The organism is Janthinobacterium sp. GW823-FHT01H08, assembly GCF_058797855.1.
Genome location: NZ_CM179504.1, coordinates 2,570,488 through 2,590,507, shown reverse-complemented (window position 1 = coordinate 2,590,507; position 20,020 = coordinate 2,570,488). Strand labels below are relative to the sequence as shown.

The window sequence follows — 20,020 nt, the reverse complement described above, 5'->3', positions numbered from 1 at the left end:
CTTTACCGCAGCGGCAAGGAAAACGCCGTACGCTTAGACGGCGGCCAGCTGCGCCAGGTGTGCGGGAAAATCCACGGCCGGGCCGGCCGCATTGACGGTGTCGAAATAATCATGCCAGCCCGTGGCGGCGATGCCGGCCAGCAAGGCGTCCAGTGCCGCCTCGTCCGGGAAGCGCCAGACGGCATAGAATTGCTGGGGTGCCGCATGCAGCTTGCCGCCGTTGATGGCGCCCATGGCCAGCGCTTCGGCGCCGCTGCCCGACAAGGCCGCCATGCCGGCGCCCACCGTGGCGAAATACGCCTGGCGCGCGGCGCCGTCGAGGGCCAGCCAGGCCGGTTTCGGGCTGTACAGTTCTAACAGGTAATGCATGTTTGTCCTCCAAAGAATCAAGTAAGCGAACGCTGCGCCCGCTTGCAAATGCGTGCCGTGGCGGCAGCGGGGCTGTCCAGCAGCCATTGCGCGCACAGGCTGCGCACCCAGTCCGGCTGGCTCTTGGCCGCATCGTTGAGCCAGTTGGCCACGGAATCCTGCACGTAGACGGCCGGGTCGGCGCGCAAGGCTTGCAGCAGGGGCAAGGCCAGCTGCGGCTCTTCCTTTAGCCGGGCGATATGCGCGCACCACACGCCGCGCGGGCGCAGCGCTTCGCAGGCAAAGCGGCGCACTCTTTCCGACGGGTCCGCCGTCCATGGCGCCAGCAGCGCGATGGCATCCAGCAAATGCTCGGCCAGCCGGGGACGCAGCGCCAGCCAGGCCCATTCGCGCACGCCGAAATGGCCATCGTCGGCCAGCGGCCGCATGGCGGCCAGCTGCTGCGGCAAGGTCAAGCCCGCTTGGGCGGCGATGGCAAAGCAGACCCAGCCCCGCACCGTGTCGGACGGGTGCGCTTGCAGCATCGCCAGGTCGGTGCCGGCATCGAGCAGCAATTGCGCCGCCAGCGCCATGCGCCCGGTGATGCCGGCGGCGGCCTGCGCGCGCATCCGCTCCAGGCGGGCCACACCGATAGCGGGCACGGCTGCAGCCAGCAGCTGGGCAAAATCGATGGCCAGCCCTTCCGTCAGGGTGGCGCTGGCCACCGTTCCCTGGTTCAGCAGGGCCAGGCGCGCGGGCGCGATGTCGGCGACGCCACGGCTCATGCAACACCCTGCATTTCACCCTTATCCGTCTTGCGCCAGGCTTTTTCCAGTAGTCCACTCAACAACTGCATCTCGTCCGGCGTGAAATCGGCAAACAGGCTGGCGATCCATTGCGCGTGTTCATCGACCAGGGTGGCGGCCGCCGCGTCTCCCTTGGCACTGAGGCGCACCAGCAGCTTGCGCCGGTCGACCTGGTCCGCGTGGCGCGCCAGGAAGCCGTCGCGCTCCAGGCCGTCGAGCAAGCCCGTGATGGTGCCGCGCGTCACGCCGGCCCGCTCGGCCAGTGCGTGCGGCGAGAGTCCATCAGGCACGTCGCGCAGCAGGGCCAGCAGCACGAACTTGCCTTCCGACAAGCCATGCCGGCCCAGGCGCGCGGCGCAATCGCCATCGATGGCGGACGCCAGGCCCAGCACTTCAAAACACAGGCGCAGGCGTCCGACGGATGCCGGCATGTCGGGGCCAAGCGCGCGGCGCTGCACGTCACCGAGCAAGGCCGTGTATTTCTGTTCGAGTTTTATCATATGGTGCAATATAATATGGCGCCATACTAAATGTCAAATGGAAAACCTGAACGGCTTTCCCTTGTGCCTAGAAACGCGCCTTGTCCCTCGCCCACGCGATGATGGCGTTGGCATCAATGGCACCGGGCTGGCGCGCCACTTCCACGCCGCGCAAAAACAGGGCCAGGGTGGGAATGCTGCGGATATTAAAACGGCTGCCCAGGTCCGGCGACGCTTCCGTATTCACCTTGACGACGCGAAACGCCGGTTCCAGGGTCCTGGCGGCTTGCACATAGAATGGCGCCATGCTGCGGCACGGGCCGCACCATGGCGCCCAAAAGTCCACCAGCACGGGAATGTCGCTGCGTTCGATATGCTTGAGGAAACGGGCGCTGGCCAGGTCCACTGGCTGGCCCGTGAATAGCTCCTTCTGGCACTTGCCGCACGTGGGCTGTTCCGTGAGCCGGGCCGCCGGCAGGCGGTTGACGGCGTCGCAATGGGGGCACACGATGTGCAGGGAGTCTGGCGTGGTCGAGGTCATGGCATTCCTGGAAAGCGTAGCGTCAAGTTGACGGACATTTTACGGGGTATCGTGCGGCAGCGTCGGCTCGCTGGCGGCACATTTGCCAATACTCGCCTATAGTGCGCTGGAACGGCGCGCGTATTGCCCGGCCGGCCAAGGAGCAACATGCCTGATGTCGCAAACAACATGGAACTGAAGCACGCCGAACTCGCTGCCGCCCTGGCCTTGCAGCGCGCCGCCTGTCTGGCCCACCCCGCGCCGACCCTGGCCGAGCGCAAGCGCGACCTGCAAACCCTGCAGCGCTACATCCGCGACCACAAGCTGGCATTGTGCGAGGCGATCAGCGCCGACTATGGCAACCGTTCCCACCATGAAACCTTGCTGGCGGAGATATTCCCCGCCATCGACGGCATTGACCACGTACTGAAAAAGTTGAAAAAGTGGATGACACCGCAGCGCCGCAGCGTGGACTGGCGCAATTTTCCGGGCGCCCGCAACCGCGTGCTGCCCCAGCCCTTGGGCGTGGTAGGCGTCATCGTGCCGTGGAATTTCCCCGTCAACCTGAGTCTGGTGCCTCTGACTTACATTTTTGCCGCCGGCAACCGCGCCATGGTCAAGATGAGCGAGAACTCGCGCCACCTGGCGCGGCTGCTGATCGAGACCATGCCCGCCTATTTTCCACCGGAAAAGCTGCAGTTTGTTGACGAAACGGGCGGCGTGGGCATGGCGTTTTCGCAACTGCCGTTCGACCATCTGCTATTTACGGGTTCCGGCCAGACGGGCCGGGCCGTCATGGCGGCGGCCGCACGCAATCTGTGCCCCGTCACGCTGGAGCTGGGCGGCAAGGCGCCGGCCATCGTCTGCGCCGATTTCGACGTGCGCACGGCTGCCGAGCGCATCCTGTTCGTCAAGTACCTGAATGCGGGGCAAATCTGCACCAGCGTCGACCACGCCTGGCTGCCCGAAGCCAGCATCGCCGCCTTCGTCGAGCATGCGCGCCGCATCATGCCCACGCGCTACCCGCGGCTGGACACGCCCGACTACACCTCCATCATCGACGAGGCCGCCTTTGAGCGCCTGCTGCAGGCCCTGGATGAAGCGCGGGAACGGGGCGCGCAAGTGATTTCGCTGCTGCCGGGGCCAGCGTATGACCGGGCCACGCGCAAGATCGCGCCGCACATCGTGCTCGGCGCGCCCGCAGACAGCCTGCTGCTGACACGGGAAATCTTCGGCCCCATCCTGCCCCTGCGCGACTATGCGAAGCTGGAGACCGTAGTCGCCAGCATCAACGGCGGACCGCGCCCGCTGGCCATCTATCCGTTCAGCAACGACAAGCAGACCGTGCAGATGCTGATCGACACGGTAATGTCGGGCGGCGTGTCCGTCAACGACGCGCTGTTCCACGTGGGCCAGCATGATCTGCCCTTCGGCGGCGTGGGCGAGTCCGGCATGGGCCACTACCACGGCGTCGAAGGTTTTCACACTTTCAGCAAGCTGCGGCCCGTGTTCTACCAGGCGCGCCACAGCCCTTTGACGCTGCTGCGGCCGCCATACGGCAAGCTGGCCAGCCGCGTATTGAACTTCCTGACCCGCTGATTACAGGAACAGCGAGGCGGCGATGGCCCACATGACGAGGGCGATGATGCCGTCGAGCACGCGCCATGCCATGGGCTTGGCAAACACGGGCGCCAGGTAGCGGGCGCCAAAGCCCAGCAGGAAGAACCACAGGGCCGAAGCCATGATGGCGCCGCCGGCGAAGTAAAAGCGTCCCACGCCTTCATGCTGGCCGCCGATCGAGCCAAGCAAAATCACCGTATCGAGGAAGGCGTGCGGGTTCAGCAGGCTGAACGCCAGCGCCGCGCCGATCACGGCCCAATAGCCTTCGGGCGCCTTGGCGGCCGATACCGTCAGGGCCGTCGGGCGCCAGGCCGACTTGGCCGCGCGCAAGCCGTAGGCGATCAGGAAAGTGGCGCCGCCCGCCTTGGCCCACAGCAGGAAATTGGGGTTGTCGGCAATGAAGGTGCCCATGCCGGCCACGCCGGCCGTGATCAGGATGGCGTCGCACAGCAAACATACAAGAATGCAGGTGAGCACGTAGTGACGCTTCAAGCCCTGCTTGAGCAAGAAGGCGTTTTGCGTGCCGATGGCCACGATCAGGCTCGCGCCGAGCCCCATGCCTTTCAAGAAAATTGCGCTGTCCATATCGATTCCTTTCCATTGCTTTCCATCACGCGCACGGCCGCCCACGCTCTGCCGGCAACGGCAAAGTCATCAGAGGTAGGTGGAGGGTGGTGCGGAACCAGGGGGACCGCGCGGGAGAGTGGAGTTGTTACCCTATTTCAACAGTGTAAAGAAAAAGTAAATATAAGTATAATGAATGATTCTAAACATATATAAGAGAAACTTATGCGCGTCGTCGATTACCGTGGATTGGCAGCCCTCGACGCCGTGATCGGCCTGGGCAGCTTTGAAAAGGCCGCGCAGGCGCTGGCGATCAGCCAGCCGGCCGTGTCGCAGCGCATCCGCACCCTGGAAAACCTGGAAGGCACGTTATTGATCATCCGCAGCCACCCGCCCCTGCCGACGGAAGCGGGCCAGCGCCTGATCGCCCACTACCGGCAAGTCAAGCTGCTCGAAGCGGCGCTCGACGCTCAGCCCGGCCCCACGACGCAATTGCCGGCACTGGCCATCGCCGTCAATGCCGACAGCGCCGCCACGTGGATACCGGAAGCGCTGGGACCGCTGCTGTCGCCGCCGTCGTGCCTGCTCGATATCCGCCTCGACGACCAGGACCATACCTTGAGCCAGCTGCGCGAAGGGCGTGTGTTTGCCTGCGTCACCAGCGCCAACGACCTGGTGGCGGGCACCACGGCCACGCCGCTGGGCGGCATGCGCTATCTGTGCGTGGCCTCGCCCGCATTCGCGCAGCAGTGGTTTCCCCATGGTTTTACGGTGGAAGCCGTCAGCCAGGCGCCCGCCATCACCTTTGGCAGCAAGGATGCGCTGCACGAGCGCTACCTGCAGCACCGCCTCGGCTACACGGGCCGCTATCCGCACCATGTGCTCGGTTCGGCGCGCGACTTCGTACGCTTCATCGAAGCGGGCTATGCTTATGGCATGGTGCCCTTGCTGCAGGCGGAAACGGCGCTGGCCGCCGGCAGGCTGGTCGACGTGGCGGCCGGGCAGGCGCTCGACGTGCCCCTGACCTGGCATGCCTGGGATATCCAGACCCCCCTCACGCGCACCCTGTCGGACGCCGTCATCGCCACGGCGCGCAAATGGCTGTTACAGGATTGATTGACGCATGCAACATTTATCTATACCAAACAGCAACTTCCCCGTGTGCACCCTGCCCAGCCTGGCCTACACTGCAAGCATCCACCATCACCATCGGGAGCCCGCATGACGATCCTGCGCACCACCCTGCTCGGTTTGCTGGCGGCCATCCCGCTCGCTGCCGGCCTGGCCGCCTGCTCGCCCTTGACCGCCATCAATGTCTTGTCATCCGGCAGCGCCTCGCAAGTGACGCGCGGCCTGGCCTACGGCCCCCTGCCACGGCAGAAACTCGATGTGTACGCGCCCAAGATCCGTACGGGCCCCGTGCCCGTGGTCGTGTTCTTTTACGGCGGCAACTGGACGACGGGCGAGCGCGCCGACTATGCCTTCGTCGGCCACGCGCTCGCGGCGCGCGGCTACCTGGCCGTGATCGCCGACTACCGGCTGTATCCGGACGTGCACTACCCCGAGATATTGCAGGATGCGGCCCGCGCCGTGGCCTGGGCCGCGATGGAATCGAGCCGCCATGGCGGCGACCCGACGCGTTTGTTTGTCATGGGCCATAGCGCCGGCGCCTACAATGCGGCCATGCTGGCGCTCGACGCCAGCCTGCTGGCGCGCCATGGCATGCGTCCGCACGACTTGCGGGGCTGGATAGGTCTGGCCGGCCCCTATGATTTCCTGCCGATCGAAAACACCATCACCCGGCCCGTGTTCTTTTACCCGGACACGCCCGCCGCTTCGCAGCCCATTCATCACGTGACGGCCGACGCCCCGCCCGCCCTGCTGATCGCTCCAAAGCCCGGCAAGGACAAGCTGGTCGATCCACAACGCAACACAGGCGGCCTGGCCAGTGCCTTGCGCGCGCTGCACCGGTCCGTGACGGAAACCTATTTCGACCATGTGGGCCACGCCACCCTGGTCGCCACGCTGGCCGCCCCGTTGCGCAGGCTGGCGCCCACGCTGGACGCCGTCAGCGCCTTCATCGATGCGAACAGTGGCGCCGGCAACGCGGTCTCGTCGGCGGTCTTGCCCGCAGTCGTGTCAGATACCGGCTCGCCGGCAGGGCCAGCCTTGCCGCCCCGCTCACCTGGCTCAGGCACGCCAGCCCCGGAGCTGCACGCATACGACAAAACGCCCGCCCCGTGAAGGGCGGGCGCTCTGCCCAAACCAATACGCACAATGCCGCGTGCCGGCTGGCCGCAGAGCAAGGCTCGGCCCTCGCGATGCGGCTCAGCTGCAAGCAGCTTCGTACTTACTCTTTACGGCTGGCGCTGCTGCTCTTGCTTTGAGCGGAGCCCGCTTGCGATGCGCTGCCGCTGGCCGAGCTTTCGCTGCCGGACGACTGCTGGCTGCCCTGGTGGCTGGCGCTTTGCAGGCTTTGACCGTCACGGCTTTGCGCACCGCGCTGCTGGTCGCGGTTAGCGCCGTTTTGCTGATAGGCCTGGAACGGTTCGGCCATGCGCTGCATCGCTTCCTGCTGCTTGCGCACGTTTTTCTCCGTTTCTTCCGAAGCGGTGCGGGCCACTTCTTCAGCCAGGGCCTTGGCGGTACGGCTCGTTTCATTCACATGACGCTCTGCCACATTGGCCAGTTCGACCTGCGTATCGGCAGCCAGGCGCGACACCTGTTGCTGATACTTGCGCAGTTGCTCGGCGGCTGGCTGGCCCGAGGCGGCGGCCACCTGGAATACATCTTCGGCGCGCTCGACCGTCAACAGGTTCTGGCTGGTGACCGTGCTTTCTTCCAGCAAGCCTTGCGCCAGTTGCATGTTCAGGTCACTGAAATGCTGCATCGATTGAAACAGCGACTTCGACAGGCCATTGAAGAAAGCCAGCTGCGCTTCCAGGTGATTTTTGGCGGCGGGGGTAACACTACGGGAATATGGATACATGGAGTTCCTCATTAATAGCGGTTGGGTGGACATAAACAGATGGCGACACCACCGGCTGTCGAACGGTGAGACAGACAGCCGGGCTACGCCACGAAACGCGAAAAAACATATCCGATTGGTGGGAAGATGCTTTGCAACGCGAGTCCCAAGGCTACGTGAGCACCGCAGGTGAGGCATGATCTGGATCAAAGGTGCGCCAGGCTGCGCAAAAAGTTTGGGCTGGACGGCTTGCTCTTGGCAAACGTCAGTAACGGAAAGGGAAATCTGTGTCAGGCAAGCTCAGCCAGCGGCGCCCGTGCCCGGCACGACGGGCTTGTAGCCATGGCTGCGCAGCGACGCTTCCAGCCAGCGGTTGCCGTACCAGCCGCGCGCCAGCAGGTAACTGAGTTCCGCGCCGGCCATCAGCAGCATCATCGGGCCGATGCGCATTTCGGTGGCGAGATGGCTGCCAAACCACAGGCACACATCCATTGCCAACATGAGCAGCACCAGCCACCAGCGGCGCTTGGCGACGGCCCAGAACGAACCCAGGAACAGGGCCGGCCAGGAGAAACCCGCTTTGACGTAGGCATAGCGGCCGGCATCATCGGCAAACAGGGTGGCGCTGTGCTTCATGCTGCTCTCTTCAGGGAATGCCCGGCATCAAGGCTCGGGACGGTGGCAGACGGCTTCGACATTGTGGCCATCGGGCCCCAGCACGAAAGCGCCATAGTAATTCGGGTGATAGATGGCGCGGATGCCGGGCGCGCCATTGTCCTTGCCGCCCGCTTCCAGCGCGGCCTTGTAGAACGCGTCCACCTGGGCGCGGTTGTCCGCCGCGAAGGCGAGATGCATGCCGGCATGCGCCGCGCCGCCCACGCCGAACCAGAAATCGGGCTTGCCATCTTTACCCATGCCAACCCAGCCCTGCTCTTCCATCACCACCGAGACGCCCAGGGGCGCCAGAGCGGCGGAAAAGAAAGCCTTGCTGGCCTGTGCATCGCTGACAGTCAAACCGATGTGATCAAGAATCATGATGGCGCTCCTTGCAGGTAGTGGGAAAGGAAGCGCAGTATGCGCCAGCATTGCCTTTTAAGCAAGCAAAGCTACAGATCCTGCGCGTAGCGGGCAAGCATCTGCTCCTGTGTTTCCAGCGGGCCAATACTTCCCGTCTGGTCCCCGATCATCCGGCCCATCGTCGGCAAGACGGAGCGTTCTACCTGGGCCGTGCTATCCCATAGGAAAGCACGCATCAGGGCCTTGGCGCAGTGCAGATAAGCTTCGGCCACGCGCAGGCGCATGACCAGGCGCGGCGGGTTGCGCTCGCCGGCAAAATACGCCAGCAGCGCCGCATCGTCGCTGAGGCTGGCCTCGCCATTCACGCGCAAGGTTTCATCGACGCCGGGAATCATGAACAGCAGTCCCGCCTTGCCCGTCTCGGCAATATTGCTGAAACTGTCGAGGCGGTTATTGCCCTTGGCATCGGGCAGCAGCAGGGTATGGGCATCGAGCACATGCACGAAACCGGGCGCGCCGCCCCGTGGCGAGGCGTCGAGCTGGCCGCCAGCCCCGCCCGTGGCCAGCACGGCGAACGGCGACAGCCCGATGAAGGCGACGCAATGCGGGTCGAGGTGGTCGAGCTGCTTGCTCAGCGCCCGCCCCTGCGCGGGCGGATAATGCGCGCGCAGTTGCTCCAGCGAATCGATTTCCATGCGCCCCCCGCTTAGCGCAGATTGCCCGTATGGCCCAGCGAATAGCGGCCCGGCTGCGGCCAGACGGTCAGACCGTGCGGTTCCTGGCCGACTTTCACTTTGGACACGTCGCCGCTGTTCGTATCGATGCGGTACACCACGTCGTCAAAACGGCCGGACAGCCACAGATACTTGCCGTCGGCGCTCACATTGCCCATGTCGGGGCTGCCGCCGCCGGGAATCGGCCAGTTCGACACGACTTTTTCCGTGGCGAAATCGATCACGCTGACGCTGCCCTTGCCCTTCGGCTTGCCGTGGATGCGGTGCGTGCCGCGGTTGGCCACGTACAGCTTTTTACCATCGCGGCTCGGGTACAGGCCGTGCGCACCCACGCCCGTCTGGATGAAGCCGATTTCCTTCAGGGTGGCGCCATCGACGATGTGCACGCCGTCGGCGTCCATGTCGGCGATAAAGAATTTCTTGCCGTCCGGCGAGATGCGTATGTCTTGCGGCATGCCCTTCTTGACGCTGCAGATTTCATTCGCGGGGCCGCCCACGGGGCCGGACTCGGCAAAGCGCTTGGCCGGCATCTGCAATTTCAGGTAACCGTCGACCTTGCGGCCCACCAGGTCGATCTTGGCGATGGTGCCGTCGAATTCGCAGGTGAACATGGCGTAGCGGCCATCGTTCGAGAAATCCGCATGGTTGATGCCGCCGCACTGGGGCGTATCGATCGAATACTGCACCGCCATGGTTTTCGGATCGCGGAAATCGAGGCGGTGGCGCGCTTCGGCCACGACGATGGCCGACTTGCCGTCCGGCGTGAAATACATATTGTAGGGATCATCGACGGGCACTTCCTTGCCCGGCTTGCCCGTCAAGGGGTCGACCGGCGTCAGGCTGCCCTTGTCCGTGCGCTCGGCATTGTTCGCCACCCACAGGGTGCGCAAGTCCCACGACGGCACGACGTGCTGCGGGCCGCTGCCGACCTTGAACTTGTCGACCACTTTCAGGCTGTCCTGGTCGATCACGTAGACGTCGTTCGAGCGCAGGTTCGGCACATAGACCCGGCGCAAGTGATCCTTGACGACGGGGCTCATATTGCTGCTGGCGATGCTGCCATACACGTTTTTCGGGTCCACCAGCGGCGGCATGCCCGGCAGCGGCGAATAGGCGGCCGCCGGCGCCGCGGCGACAGCGGCCGGGGCCGGCGTGCTGGCGCCGATGACCTGGCTGGCCACGCCCAGGCCGGCCAGTGCGGCAGCCAGGGCGGACAAGGTGACGATGGTGCGTCGTTGAGATTTTTTCATGTTTTTTCGCGTCGTTTCGTTGCAAAAGCCGGAAGTTCAGCACTTCCAGCGGAAGATTTACTTATTTCGTTGCAGCAATTGCTTGATGGCGGCCACCGAGGTGTCCACCTGCAGCTTGATACCGATCTGGCCCAGCTCCTTTGTTGCCCGCGTCGCGTCGCCGCGCACGCCGTCCGCTACGCCGGGCTTCGGTCCGTGCGCCATGGCCTCGCTGCGCACGAGCGACGGGTCCGTCGCCAGCATCAAGGCCGCGTCCGCCAAGCCCGCATGCAGGCCGATCTCGGCGCTGCTGTGGCCGCGCTTCTGCAGTTCGGCAATATAGGCCGATTGCGTGATGTCATAGTAATCGAGCAAGGCGTAGGCGCGCGCTTCCTTGCCCGCAGGTGTCTTGCCCCAGGCGCGGTTGAGTTTATTCGCCACGTTTTGCTCGTTCTTCTGGTAACCACCGTGATCGCCGAGGAAAATGATGTCGCGGAAGCCATGCTGGCGCAGGCTGGCGGCGGCGCCTTCCAGCACGGCTTCGAAGGCGGCCGGCGGTATCGAAATCGTGCCGGCAAAGCGCATGTGGCCGGCCGGCGGCGAAATCGCGCCTTCCGGCACGTAGGACACGACGGGGGCGACGATGGTGTTACCCAGCTGCTGTGCGATCTGGCGCGCCAGCAAGCCGGCGCGCACATTGTGCTTGCCCAGCGCGATATACGGCCCGCTCTGCTCGACGCCGCCGATCGGCACCAGCACCGTGGTGGCACCGTGGTCGATACGGCTGCGCAACTCCGTGCTGGTCAGTTCTTCCAGCATGACGCTGCTACCGGCAGGAGCGGCAGCCATGACGGGCGCCGTGCCCAGCAGAGCCGACAACGTCAGGACGAACAGGGAAACGAGGGGCTTGCGTGAAATACGGAGCGTGGATGGCGCACACGGCGCCGTTCGCTGGGGGAACTGCAGAGTCATAAGCCAACATCTTTCCGAGGTCAAAGGCGCCGTGCCCGGCCTTGCCAGGCAAGCTGGCTGCCACGCAGGAATTGTATTCCATCATGACAGGAAGGGCACGTTAATTTGACGCGGCAGTTTGCGAGGAATTGACTTGGGGCAGCGAATGGCGCAGCGTCGTCCGCATGAACAGCGAACGCCGTGTCTGATCAGGAAGGCCATGCCGACGCGCTAAGTAACCCCCAATAAATTATTGTGATTTCTGACTGCCATAACCGGCGCTCTGCAGCGTTGCTCACTGCTAGCAGTGCCCGCACTGCGTCGCAGCGAGCGCCTTGCATAGCATCCGGTTCTGTTCGTCATAAATTCACACTAATTTCCCGAGGATTACTTAGAAATTGCCGACAAGCCGTTTGCTTCTTACGTTTGCTTATTACGTTTGCTTATTACGTTTCACGACATCGCCGCTACCCGTCAAGAACAGCCGCAGGTAGTTCGCTCGAATTTACTCAAGCGTATTGCGCCTGCGCCATGCAATAAAACGGCCCAGTGCGGCGCCCGTCATGACCGAGATCAAAAGCCAGCCTTTGACCTCTGCCTCATCCTGAGAAATAACCATCCAACTGCCCATGCCAACGACGAAACCTGCCAAGCCGCCGTAGCCGATGTACATGCGCCGATCCAGATTGTCCACGGTTTGTTGCAACGCTTCAGGACGGGCAATTGCTTCCTGTATAAGGATGGTTCCACATTCGAGGCAACGTGCACTCATGGCTGAATTTTGGGCATTACACACTGGGCAGGTCATCGGCGGCCGAAAAGAAAAGTGGTTAATTGATATAACGTGGCCGAGGATAAAATTTCCAAGAGGCAACTTATATAATATAACATGCCTGTTAGCTGTTTTTCAAAAAATGGTCCGCCAACCGTAATGCGATACCGATATCTGAAACTTTGGCATGGCACCATATTTATTTCCACATCAGCTTGAATAACCCAAGCTTGCACCCTGGCGCTTACGCGAATGTGACAATGTGTGATGTTTCCATGTGGAAAATTTGCTATCGTTGATGGCATTCCTTCCTTATCTTCAGATTGAATCTGATTAAAACCATCCTCTCAATGAAAAGAATATCAACTGCTTTCCTTATTTATCTGACCTTCTGCTCCGCTCTGGCCTTTGTTGACTTCGATTGGGATGCGGAAAACGAACAAGCTGCAAAGTCATCAATCTATAAGCAGACGCTCTACATGAACAACGTCCAACGACAGGCATATATAGACGACCTCGAAACCATCCATTCTGCGGGCATGATGGGGGGAGTAAACGGCAGACGCCTGCATGGAAATGAGGCCAGCGATATTCACGATTTGGCGAACCAGATTCGTCAAAAAACAGGGAGGAACATCGTTGAATTTCCCTCCAAACCGTTTGGCGAGGCCATTTCCAGCTTTTTCAAAATCCCATTTATATTATTGATTAATAAATAGAAAAAACGTTTACTTGGGAATATGGCGTCGATGCGTCAAAGCAGGTGTGGAAGCCTTCCAGCACCTGCTTTGACATACGGCATGCCCGAGTTCATCCCAGCATGCGGCGCGCCGGTTGCGCAGCGCGGCGCGGGGCCGTTGCGGGAGCCGGCAAGCCGCCCGCCACCTTCAATGATTTTTCCTTGGCATCGCCGCGCAGGCGGAATACGGCCACCACATCGACCAGTTCGACGGCGCGGTCCTGCAGCGAGGATGCGGCGGCGGCCGCCTCTTCCACCAGGGCCGCGTTTTGCTGGGTGACCTGGTCCATTTGCGAAATGGCCTGGTTCACTTGCTCGATGCCGGCGCTTTGCTCGTGGCTGGCGTTGGCGATGTCGCCCATGATGTCCGTCACGCGGCGGATGCTGGCGACGATTTCTTCCATTGTCGCGCCCGCCTGGTCGACCAGCGCGCTGCCCGTGTTGACTTTATCCACGGAATCCTCGATCAAGCCCTTGATTTCCTTGGCGGCCGCTGCCGAACGCTGCGCCAGGTTGCGCACTTCCGTTGCCACCACGGCGAAGCCACGGCCCTGCTCGCCCGCGCGGGCCGCCTCGACGGCCGCATTCAGCGCCAAAATATTGGTTTGGAAGGCAATGCCGTCGATCACGCCGATAATGTCGGCGATCTTCTTCGCCGATTCATTGATCGAGCCCATCGTACCGACCACTTGCGCCACCACGGCGCCGCCCTTGCGGGCCACGTCCGAGGCGGACACGGCCAGCGAGTTCGCCTGGCGCGCATTGTCCGTATTCTGGCGCACGGCCGAGGTCAGCTCTTCCAGGCTGGAGGCCGTTTCTTCCAGCGACGACGCCTGCTGCTCCGTGCGCACGGACAAGTCCGCATTGCCGGCGGAAATCTGCGCGGCCGCCACGCTGACCGTATCGGCCGAGGCGCGCACGGTGGCGATCACGCCGACGATACGCTCCAGAAACTTGTTGAAGGCGGTGGCCGTGCGGCCCACTTCATCCATGCGCTCGACGGGCATGGCCGCGGACAGGTCCAGCGAGGCGCTGACCCGCTCCAGCGTATGTTCGATATTGCCCAGGCCGCCACTGATGGTGCGGTAGATATGCCAGGCCAGCGCGCCCGTCAGCAGCACGGCTACGCCCAGCACGGCCAGCATGGTGTTGAACGCCGTGTCGTAGGCGGCCAGGCTTTCCGCTTTGACATCGTCGACCAGCTTGTTGTTGTAGGCGATATGGTCATCCATGCTCTTTTTCGCGGCGGCGGCCGTGATGGCCAGCGGCGTGCCGGCCAGCAAGGTGGCGCGCACGCCATCCATGTCGCCCGCGTAGGCGGCGGCAAAGAATGGCACGAGCGCGCGGCGGTACGCTTCCATGGCGGCCTGGTCGGCGTCGAGCATCTTGCTGTCCGTCGCATCGTACAGGCGCTCGGCGCGGTAGGTGGCGATGACCTTGTCGAAATTCGTGTTGGCGTCGGCCACGGCCTTGTCCAGCGCCGTCTTGTCGGCCAGATTCGAGAACACGGACAGGCGATAGCCGGCCAGGCGCGAATCGGCCAGGAAACCCTTGGCCGCATTCAAGCCCTGGATGCTGGGAATGATGCGGTTTTGCACGGTGTCGAAACGTTCCTGGGCGCGCTGCAGCTGGATGGCGCCGCCGGCGCCCAGCAATAGCAGGGCCAGCAAGGCGATGGTGAGGGTCAGAATGAGTTGCTTGGTGATATTCATGGTGTTTCACAGTAAAAAGGTGGCCTGGCAAGGCCAGGCGGGATGAGTAGCTGCCGATCAGGTGGCCAGGACCGGCTGCAGGCGGCGCGGGCTTAGGCCGCCAGCGGGGCTGCGTCAGGCGTGCGGCGCAGCAAGTCGCCGTGCTGGCGGCAAAACGCCAGGCCCGCCTTGTGGCCCACGTCGAACAGCAGCTGCATGTTCGAGCTGGACCAGTCCAGGGTGTCGGGCCAGTGCTGTTCCGGGATGCCGCCCATCAAGTCGAGCTTCAGCAGACGCCGCTTGGGCTGGCCCGTGCGCGCATCCGTGTTGTGCTCGAGCTCAAACAGGCGCAGCTCGCTCTTGGAAATTTTCACCAGCGGCGTGATGATGGAGCGCACCCAGGCGTCGTACAGGTTGCGCGGCTTGCGCAACAGGCGCTCGTCGCCGAGGATGTCGAGGATGACCAGGGTGTCGGCGTCATGGTGCTCGCCCTTGCCTTCGATAAACGGGTCGAAATTGAGCGTGTCGAGGGCCGCGCCTTCGATGTAGTCGTCGCCGTCGATGGTCGTCGGCGCATACAGGAAGGGAAACGACAGCGCGGCGCGCACGTGGATGGGTTCGATCTCGTGCTTGCCCCAGATTTGCATGCGGTGCTCGCTGAGGTTGTAGGCATTGATGTAGAAATCGGGGCGCATGCGCGCCACGCCCGCGAAGTCGACGGCTTTTTCCAGGAAGGGCAAATGCGCGCACAGGCCCAGGCTTTTCGCGGACAGGTCCGATGGCGACAGCGACGACACCATCAGCTTGCCCCAGTCCGACCAGGCCGTGGGCACGCCCGCAAACGTTTGCTGGAACGCCTGAAAAAAAGGATTGTTGGCCGGCGGCTGGAAAGCGTCGCGGAAGGTGCTCGCGTGCATGCCCGGCTTCTGGAATACCTTGTAGTTGATCGGGATCATCTTGTAGATGCTGTCGGCCACGCCCGTGTCGGCCCAGCTTTGCAAGGCCTGGCGCGGCGTGGCCTCGTGCGGCGTCGTGTAAAGCAAACCCATCAGCACTCCCGCGCCGGACGCGGAAATGACGTCGAACTCGATGCCCTCATCGAGGAAAGCGGCCAGCGCGCCGGCGATCAGGGTGGAATTTGGTGCACCGCCACCCAGCAGCAAACCCGTTTTGCGGGCCGGTTTCGCGGTCGCGGCTGGCGCCGGATCCGGCGGCGTCGTCATCACTGTCTTCATGCACACTCCCTGAACGGAACGGGGCAGTCACCCCTTAATTGTTGGTTACTACACGCTTATGGCGCCTAATCCTGCACATGTCCCGGCAACCGCCGAAGCGATGCAATGTTGCAGAAACAGATATGAAATTAACATAAATAAATTCCTTATGGCAATTTCAATAACGTATGACTGATATTCAGGAAGGGCATAAGCTGATGCTGTGCGGCATTGCTTGATGCGGCGCAGCAAATATAAATTTAGCGGATTAGGATTAATCGCTTTGGGGTAGGAATATTCCCCAACCCGCCGCCAGCGCGGGGGCCAGGGGTATCAGGCGATAGATGCAGGGTCGGGAGGGGACGCGGAAAAATGCAGGTGGGTACACAGATGGTCAACAAAGACACGGATTTTGGGCGACAGGTGGCGGCTCGACGGCCACAGCACCCAGAACTTGCTCGAGTACAGCAAGCTGTCGGCCAGCACGGCTTGCAGTTCACCGCGTGCGATGGCGTCGCGCACGATAAAGTCGGGTAAATAGGCGAGGCCCACGCCCTGCGTGGCGGCACCGATCAAGGCTTCGATATTGTTGCAGGTCAATGCGGTCGGCAAGCGCAGCTCGCCGCCGCTGTCGCCCTCGGCGCGCTGCAGCGCCCATTCCTGCAACTTGCCCGTGGTGGGGAATTTATAGCGCACGCAGGCGTGCCCTTCCAGCGCACGCGGCGTGGCCGGCACGCCATGGCGGGCGAAGTACGCGGGAGAACCGACGATGGCAAAGGCAAACGGCCCCAGTTCGCGCGCCATCAGCCGCGAATCGGTGAGCGTTCCGCTGCGCACGGCCACGTCGACGCCTTCGGCCACCACGTCGACCAGGCGGTCGTTGAAATCGAGGTCCAGTTCGATCTCCGGGTACTTGCGCGTAAAGTCCGCCAGCAGGGGCAGGATGATGCGGTAGCCGATCACGGGCAGGCTGACGCGCAGCTTGCCGCGCGGCGCCTCGGCCAGGTGCGACAGTTCCGCCTCGGCATCGCCCAGGTCGGCCAGGATGCGCTGGCAGCGCTCGTAAAACAGCGCGCCCTCGTTGCTCAGGCTGATGCGCCGCGTGCTGCGGTTGAGCAGGCGCACGCCCAGCTTTTCTTCCAGCCGCGCCACGCTCTTGCCCACGGCCGAAGCCGACACGCCGAGCAGCCGCCCGGCCGCCACATAACTGGAAGTTTCCGCCGCGCGCACGAAGGCGGCTATGCCGTTCAAATTATCCATGCGACCTCAATTAGGGAATATTTGTCCGTTATGAGTGGATTTTCAGCCACTTTTTCATGGATTGCATCCATATTATCATCGGATTCCCTCTTTCTGGAATCATTCCCATGGATACGAATCACCGCATGCAGCCTGCCTCCGCGTCCCGGCGCGCCTTCGTGCTGGCCGCCGTCTGCCTCGCTGCGCTGTGCATGCCGCTCAGTTTTACGGGACCGGCCATCGCCATTCCCGCCATCGCCGCCGAGCTGCGCGGCACGCCGCTGGCGCTGGCCTGGATCACGAATGCCTTCATGCTCAGCTTTGGCGGCTGCCTGATGGTGGCCGGCGCGCTGGCCGACCGTTATGGCCGCAAGCGCGTGTTCTTGCTGGGCATGGCTGTGTTTTCCGCCGCCGCGCTGGCCTTGGCGGCCGCGCCCGCCATCCTGTGGCTCGACGTGCTGCGCGCCGTCCAGGGCCTGGGCTGCGCCATGGCCCTGTCGAGCGGACTGGCGGCCCTGGCGCAGGAATTCGACGGCCCGGCCCGCGCGCGCGCCTTCAGCCTGATCGGCACGGCCTTCGGCACGGGCCTGGCCTTCGGCCCCTTCCTGGCCGGCACCTTGATCACGCACACGGGCTGGCGCGCCATCTTCATCGTCACGGCCGTGGCCGGCCTGGCCGCCCTGCTGGCCGCCGCGCGCGCCATGCGCGAATCGCGCGACCCGCAGGCGCAAGGCGTCGATTGGCCCGGCGCCCTGACGTTTACGGGCGCGCTGTCCCTGTTTACCTATGGTTTGCTGCAGGCGCCGCACAAAGGCTGGGCCAGCGCCGCCAGCCTGGCGCTGCTCGGTGGCGCGGCCTTGCTGCTGGCTGCGTTCATCCGCGTGGAGCGGCGCGCCGCGCGGCCCATGCTGGACTTGACCCTGTTCCGCCTGCCCGCCTTTGCCGGCGTGCAATTGCTGGCCGCCGCGCCCGCGTTTTCCTTCGTCGTGCTGCTCGTATTGCTGCCGGCCCGCTTCATCGGCATCGAAGGCTACAGCGCGCTGGAGGCGGGACGCATGATGATCGCCCTGTCCGCGCCCATGCTGGTGCTGCCGGTCCTGGCCGGCCTGGCGGCGCAGCGCCTTGCCGCCGCGCACATTTGCGCCAGCGGCCTGCTGCTGGCGGCGGGCGGCTTGCTGTGGCTGTCGACGTGTGCGCCGGGCCAGTCGCCCACTACCTTGATCGGGCCGCTGCTGCTGATCGGTTGCGGCATCAGCCTGCCCTGGGGCTTGATGGATGGTCTGGCCATCAGCGTCGTGCCCGTCGAACGGGCCGGCATGGCGGCCGGCATCTTCAATACGACGAGGGTGGCGGGCGAAGGCCTGGCGCTGGCCATCGTCAGCGCGCTGCTGGGCACGTTTACTGTCGCGGCGCTGGGCCACGCCGACCTTGCCGGCATCGGCGCGGAACAGGCGGCGCACGCGGGCTCCTTCCTGGCGCTGGGCGAGCTGCGCCATGCGGCCACCCTGCTGCCGCAGGCTGGCGCCGCCGAACTGGCGCAAGCGTACGGCACGGCCTTCCGCCACTTGCTGTATGTGCTGGCCAGCATTACGACGACCTCGGCCCTGCTGATTCTGGTCTTCCTGCGGCATCCTGCCCTTGCCGCAACGGACTCGACCACCCTGCCCGCCTGCGACACTCCCTCCTGATCTCCTCCTGCCATACACGACGGCGCCCACGCGCCGTCGCCCGCCTTTGATGTTTCTCCGCAACACCCACAAAGTTTCCGAACGACGCCAAGAACAAAACGGGTTTACTTATCAAAGCGCTTTGAACTATACTCAAAGCGCTTTGAGGCATAGTTAAAGCGCTTTGGTTGTGCAAAGTGATGCGCACCGATCCCACACCTATAAAAACACTGGAGACACAATGAACAAATTTTTCTTGAAAGCGTTGCCAGCGGCAGTGCTCATGGCCTTGAGCGCGTCGGCCCAGGCGGCCCTGCCGATCGACTTCGGCGGTTACATCCGCTCGGGCATCGGCACCAGCAGCGAAGGCGGCAAGGAAGCGTGTTTCGGCCTGGCCGGCGCCTCGTCCAAATATCGTCTGGGCAATGAGTGCGAAACCTACGGCGAGCTGAAATTCGGCGGCGAAGCCTTCAAGGCAGCGAACGGCACCACCTTCCGCATCAATACCCTGGTGGCGTTCTCCGTGAACCAGAACCAGGACTGGGAACAATCGGACCCGTCGTGGCGCGAAATGAACGTGGTGGCCGACAAGATCGGCACGGGCGCCTTCGCCGAAGCGCGCGCCTGGGTCGGCAAGCGCTACTACGACCGCCAGGACGTGCACATCACCGATTACTACTTCTGGAATAACAGCGGCCCTGGCGCCGGCCTGGAAAACATCGACCTGGGCGCGGCCAAGCTGGCCTACGCCATCGTGCGCACGGCCGACGACGGCGACAGCAAGCGCATGGGCCTGTCCCACGACTTGCGCTTTTCCGGCATCAAGGTCAACCCGGACGGCGAACTGACCTTGGGCCTGCAGTTCAACCAGAAACGCAACGCGCAAGGCGCGGCCCCCATCGCCAGCGGCCACTTGCTGACCATCATGCATACGCAAGGCAATCTGCTGGGCGGCTTCAACAAGGTGGCACTGCAGTACGGCAAAGGCAGCGCGGCCAACACGGGCGGCTTCAGCCTGGGCGCCAGCAAGGATGACAAGGTCGTGCGCCTGACGGAACAAATCATGATCCAGCCCAAAGGTTCCTGGTCGGGCATGGGTACCTTCGTCTACGAAGACAAGGAAACGGCAGGCGTGAGCAGCAAGTGGACGTCGATCGGCGCGCGCCCCGTCTACCACTTCACGGACAACTACAGCCTGGCCGTGGAACTGGGCCACGACATCGTCAAGCCGGAAGGCGGCGAAAGCCGCAACCTGACCAAGCTGACCTTCGCGCCGCAACTGTCGGCCGGCAACAGCTTCTGGTCGCGCCCCGTGCTGCGCGCCTTCTACACCTACGCCAAATGGAACAAGGCAGCCCAGTCGGCCGCCGCGGCGGAATCGGCGCTGTCGTCGACGGGCGTGTTCGGTGGCAAGACCAATGGCAGCTCGATGGGCTTCCAGGTGGAAAGCTGGTGGTAATCG

General features: G+C 63.5%; 21 protein-coding genes. 6 read left to right on the top strand and 15 right to left on the bottom strand.

Features of this window, described 5'->3' with window-relative positions; all coding sequences use genetic code 11:
- Positions 1–33: 33 nt before the first annotated feature.
- The 4 genes from AC3RCG_RS11615 to trxC all read right to left on the bottom strand — a co-directional run bounded on the left by AC3RCG_RS11615 (position 34) and on the right by trxC (position 2,174).
- The gene (locus AC3RCG_RS11615) at positions 34–369 is read right to left on the bottom strand and encodes a DUF6616 family protein (protein ID WP_070218254.1); all 336 of its coding nucleotides are present in this window, start codon (positions 367–369) and stop codon (positions 34–36) included.
- 17 nt (positions 370–386) lie between these two features.
- Positions 387–1,133 (bottom strand): HEAT repeat domain-containing protein, encoded by a 747-nt coding sequence (locus AC3RCG_RS11610; RefSeq protein WP_492403955.1) that lies wholly within the window; start codon positions 1,131–1,133, stop codon positions 387–389.
- Positions 1,130–1,651, bottom strand: a complete 522-nt coding sequence (locus AC3RCG_RS11605; protein ID WP_492404029.1) for a MarR family winged helix-turn-helix transcriptional regulator — start codon at positions 1,649–1,651, stop codon at positions 1,130–1,132. Before AC3RCG_RS11605 ends, AC3RCG_RS11610 begins: the two co-directional genes overlap by 4 nt.
- Positions 1,652–1,721: 70 nt before the next feature.
- Complete coding sequence (gene trxC / locus AC3RCG_RS11600; RefSeq protein ID WP_070218257.1) at positions 1,722–2,174, bottom strand: thioredoxin TrxC; 453 nt, start codon at positions 2,172–2,174, stop codon at positions 1,722–1,724.
- 147 nt (positions 2,175–2,321) lie between these two features.
- Here trxC and AC3RCG_RS11595 point away from each other — a divergent pair, with 147 nt between their 5' ends.
- Entirely contained in the window at positions 2,322–3,752 is a 1,431-nt protein-coding gene (locus tag AC3RCG_RS11595; protein ID WP_492403957.1) for a coniferyl aldehyde dehydrogenase, read from the top strand.
- On the opposite strand, the gene AC3RCG_RS11590 is transcribed toward AC3RCG_RS11595, so the two are convergent.
- Positions 3,753–4,358: a LysE/ArgO family amino acid transporter gene (locus tag AC3RCG_RS11590; protein ID WP_070218259.1), complete on the bottom strand. Its 606-nt coding sequence runs from the start codon at positions 4,356–4,358 to the stop codon at positions 3,753–3,755.
- Between the two features lie 204 nt (positions 4,359–4,562).
- Between AC3RCG_RS11590 and AC3RCG_RS11585 the strand changes: the two genes are divergently transcribed.
- Both AC3RCG_RS11585 and AC3RCG_RS11580 read left to right on the top strand, forming a co-directional pair.
- Complete coding sequence (locus AC3RCG_RS11585) at positions 4,563–5,453, top strand: LysR family transcriptional regulator ArgP (protein WP_035817600.1); 891 nt, start codon at positions 4,563–4,565, stop codon at positions 5,451–5,453.
- Between the two features lie 105 nt (positions 5,454–5,558).
- On the top strand, positions 5,559–6,581 hold the full coding sequence (locus AC3RCG_RS11580) for an alpha/beta hydrolase (protein WP_083293616.1): 1,023 nt from the start codon (positions 5,559–5,561) through the stop codon (positions 6,579–6,581).
- A gap of 106 nt (positions 6,582–6,687) precedes the next feature.
- On the opposite strand, the gene AC3RCG_RS11575 is transcribed toward AC3RCG_RS11580, so the two are convergent.
- The 7 genes from AC3RCG_RS11575 to AC3RCG_RS11545 form a co-directional block, all read right to left on the bottom strand.
- On the bottom strand, positions 6,688–7,326 hold the full coding sequence (locus AC3RCG_RS11575; RefSeq protein ID WP_070218260.1) for a phasin family protein: 639 nt from the start codon (positions 7,324–7,326) through the stop codon (positions 6,688–6,690).
- Positions 7,327–7,605: 279 nt separating this feature from the next.
- Entirely contained in the window at positions 7,606–7,941 is a 336-nt protein-coding gene (locus tag AC3RCG_RS11570; RefSeq protein WP_070218261.1) for a hypothetical protein, read from the bottom strand.
- 27 nt (positions 7,942–7,968) lie between these two features.
- On the bottom strand, positions 7,969–8,340 hold the full coding sequence (locus AC3RCG_RS11565) for a VOC family protein (protein ID WP_205602343.1): 372 nt from the start codon (positions 8,338–8,340) through the stop codon (positions 7,969–7,971).
- Positions 8,341–8,411: 71 nt separating this feature from the next.
- Positions 8,412–9,017, bottom strand: a complete 606-nt coding sequence (locus AC3RCG_RS11560; RefSeq protein ID WP_492403961.1) for a pyridoxamine 5'-phosphate oxidase family protein — start codon at positions 9,015–9,017, stop codon at positions 8,412–8,414.
- 11 nt (positions 9,018–9,028) lie between these two features.
- Positions 9,029–10,306, bottom strand: a complete 1,278-nt coding sequence (locus tag AC3RCG_RS11555) for a YncE family protein (protein WP_070218263.1) — start codon at positions 10,304–10,306, stop codon at positions 9,029–9,031.
- A gap of 57 nt (positions 10,307–10,363) precedes the next feature.
- Entirely contained in the window at positions 10,364–11,134 is a 771-nt protein-coding gene (locus AC3RCG_RS11550) for a creatininase family protein (RefSeq protein WP_492404031.1), read from the bottom strand.
- A gap of 607 nt (positions 11,135–11,741) precedes the next feature.
- Positions 11,742–12,008 carry a hypothetical protein gene (locus tag AC3RCG_RS11545; protein ID WP_162995614.1) on the bottom strand — a complete coding sequence of 89 codons (267 nt, stop codon included), beginning with the start codon at positions 12,006–12,008 and terminating at the stop codon, positions 11,742–11,744.
- Positions 12,009–12,358: 350 nt separating this feature from the next.
- On the opposite strand from AC3RCG_RS11545, the gene AC3RCG_RS11540 reads away from it, so the two are divergent.
- Positions 12,359–12,727 (top strand): hypothetical protein, encoded by a 369-nt coding sequence (locus AC3RCG_RS11540; RefSeq protein ID WP_070289735.1) that lies wholly within the window; start codon positions 12,359–12,361, stop codon positions 12,725–12,727.
- A 91-nt stretch (positions 12,728–12,818) separates the two neighbouring features.
- On the opposite strand, the gene AC3RCG_RS11535 is transcribed toward AC3RCG_RS11540, so the two are convergent.
- The 3 genes from AC3RCG_RS11535 to AC3RCG_RS11525 form a co-directional block, all read right to left on the bottom strand.
- Positions 12,819–14,459, bottom strand: a complete 1,641-nt coding sequence (locus tag AC3RCG_RS11535) for a methyl-accepting chemotaxis protein (RefSeq protein WP_070311955.1) — start codon at positions 14,457–14,459, stop codon at positions 12,819–12,821.
- Between the two features lie 92 nt (positions 14,460–14,551).
- Positions 14,552–15,673 carry a patatin-like phospholipase family protein gene (locus AC3RCG_RS11530; RefSeq protein WP_492403964.1) on the bottom strand — a complete coding sequence of 374 codons (1,122 nt, stop codon included), beginning with the start codon at positions 15,671–15,673 and terminating at the stop codon, positions 14,552–14,554.
- A 312-nt stretch (positions 15,674–15,985) separates the two neighbouring features.
- Entirely contained in the window at positions 15,986–16,912 is a 927-nt protein-coding gene (locus AC3RCG_RS11525; RefSeq protein WP_070289741.1) for a LysR family transcriptional regulator, read from the bottom strand.
- Between the two features lie 107 nt (positions 16,913–17,019).
- Here AC3RCG_RS11525 and AC3RCG_RS11520 point away from each other — a divergent pair, with 107 nt between their 5' ends.
- Both AC3RCG_RS11520 and AC3RCG_RS11515 read left to right on the top strand, forming a co-directional pair.
- Positions 17,020–18,579, top strand: a complete 1,560-nt coding sequence (locus AC3RCG_RS11520; RefSeq protein WP_492403967.1) for an MFS transporter — start codon at positions 17,020–17,022, stop codon at positions 18,577–18,579.
- A gap of 220 nt (positions 18,580–18,799) precedes the next feature.
- Positions 18,800–20,017 (top strand): maltoporin, encoded by a 1,218-nt coding sequence (locus AC3RCG_RS11515; RefSeq protein ID WP_070218271.1) that lies wholly within the window; start codon positions 18,800–18,802, stop codon positions 20,015–20,017.
- The last annotated feature ends 3 nt before the right edge of the window (positions 20,018–20,020 follow it).

Bases quoted from the DNA above. Each gene is read 5' to 3' on its own strand.
- AC3RCG_RS11615 (WP_070218254.1), bottom strand. From the start codon at position 369: ATGCATTACCTGTTAGAACTGTACAGCCCGAAACCGGCCTGGCTGGCC.
- AC3RCG_RS11610 (WP_492403955.1), bottom strand. From the start codon at position 1,133: ATGAGCCGTGGCGTCGCCGACATCGCGCCCGCGCGCCTGGCCCTGCTG.
- trxC (WP_070218257.1), bottom strand. From the start codon at position 2,174: ATGACCTCGACCACGCCAGACTCCCTGCACATCGTGTGCCCCCATTGC.
- AC3RCG_RS11595 (WP_492403957.1), top strand. From the start codon at position 2,322: ATGCCTGATGTCGCAAACAACATGGAACTGAAGCACGCCGAACTCGCT.
- AC3RCG_RS11590 (WP_070218259.1), bottom strand. From the start codon at position 4,358: ATGGACAGCGCAATTTTCTTGAAAGGCATGGGGCTCGGCGCGAGCCTG.
- AC3RCG_RS11585 (WP_035817600.1), top strand. From the start codon at position 4,563: ATGCGCGTCGTCGATTACCGTGGATTGGCAGCCCTCGACGCCGTGATC.
- AC3RCG_RS11580 (WP_083293616.1), top strand. From the start codon at position 5,559: ATGACGATCCTGCGCACCACCCTGCTCGGTTTGCTGGCGGCCATCCCG.
- AC3RCG_RS11575 (WP_070218260.1), bottom strand. From the start codon at position 7,326: ATGTATCCATATTCCCGTAGTGTTACCCCCGCCGCCAAAAATCACCTG.
- AC3RCG_RS11570 (WP_070218261.1), bottom strand. From the start codon at position 7,941: ATGAAGCACAGCGCCACCCTGTTTGCCGATGATGCCGGCCGCTATGCC.
- AC3RCG_RS11565 (WP_205602343.1), bottom strand. From the start codon at position 8,340: ATGATTCTTGATCACATCGGTTTGACTGTCAGCGATGCACAGGCCAGC.
- AC3RCG_RS11560 (WP_492403961.1), bottom strand. From the start codon at position 9,017: ATGGAAATCGATTCGCTGGAGCAACTGCGCGCGCATTATCCGCCCGCG.
- AC3RCG_RS11555 (WP_070218263.1), bottom strand. From the start codon at position 10,306: ATGAAAAAATCTCAACGACGCACCATCGTCACCTTGTCCGCCCTGGCT.
- AC3RCG_RS11550 (WP_492404031.1), bottom strand. From the start codon at position 11,134: ATGGCTGCCGCTCCTGCCGGTAGCAGCGTCATGCTGGAAGAACTGACC.
- AC3RCG_RS11545 (WP_162995614.1), bottom strand. From the start codon at position 12,008: ATGAGTGCACGTTGCCTCGAATGTGGAACCATCCTTATACAGGAAGCA.
- AC3RCG_RS11540 (WP_070289735.1), top strand. From the start codon at position 12,359: ATGAAAAGAATATCAACTGCTTTCCTTATTTATCTGACCTTCTGCTCC.
- AC3RCG_RS11535 (WP_070311955.1), bottom strand. From the start codon at position 14,459: ATGAATATCACCAAGCAACTCATTCTGACCCTCACCATCGCCTTGCTG.
- AC3RCG_RS11530 (WP_492403964.1), bottom strand. From the start codon at position 15,673: ATGAAGACAGTGATGACGACGCCGCCGGATCCGGCGCCAGCCGCGACC.
- AC3RCG_RS11525 (WP_070289741.1), bottom strand. From the start codon at position 16,912: ATGGATAATTTGAACGGCATAGCCGCCTTCGTGCGCGCGGCGGAAACT.
- AC3RCG_RS11520 (WP_492403967.1), top strand. From the start codon at position 17,020: ATGGATACGAATCACCGCATGCAGCCTGCCTCCGCGTCCCGGCGCGCC.
- AC3RCG_RS11515 (WP_070218271.1), top strand. From the start codon at position 18,800: ATGAACAAATTTTTCTTGAAAGCGTTGCCAGCGGCAGTGCTCATGGCC.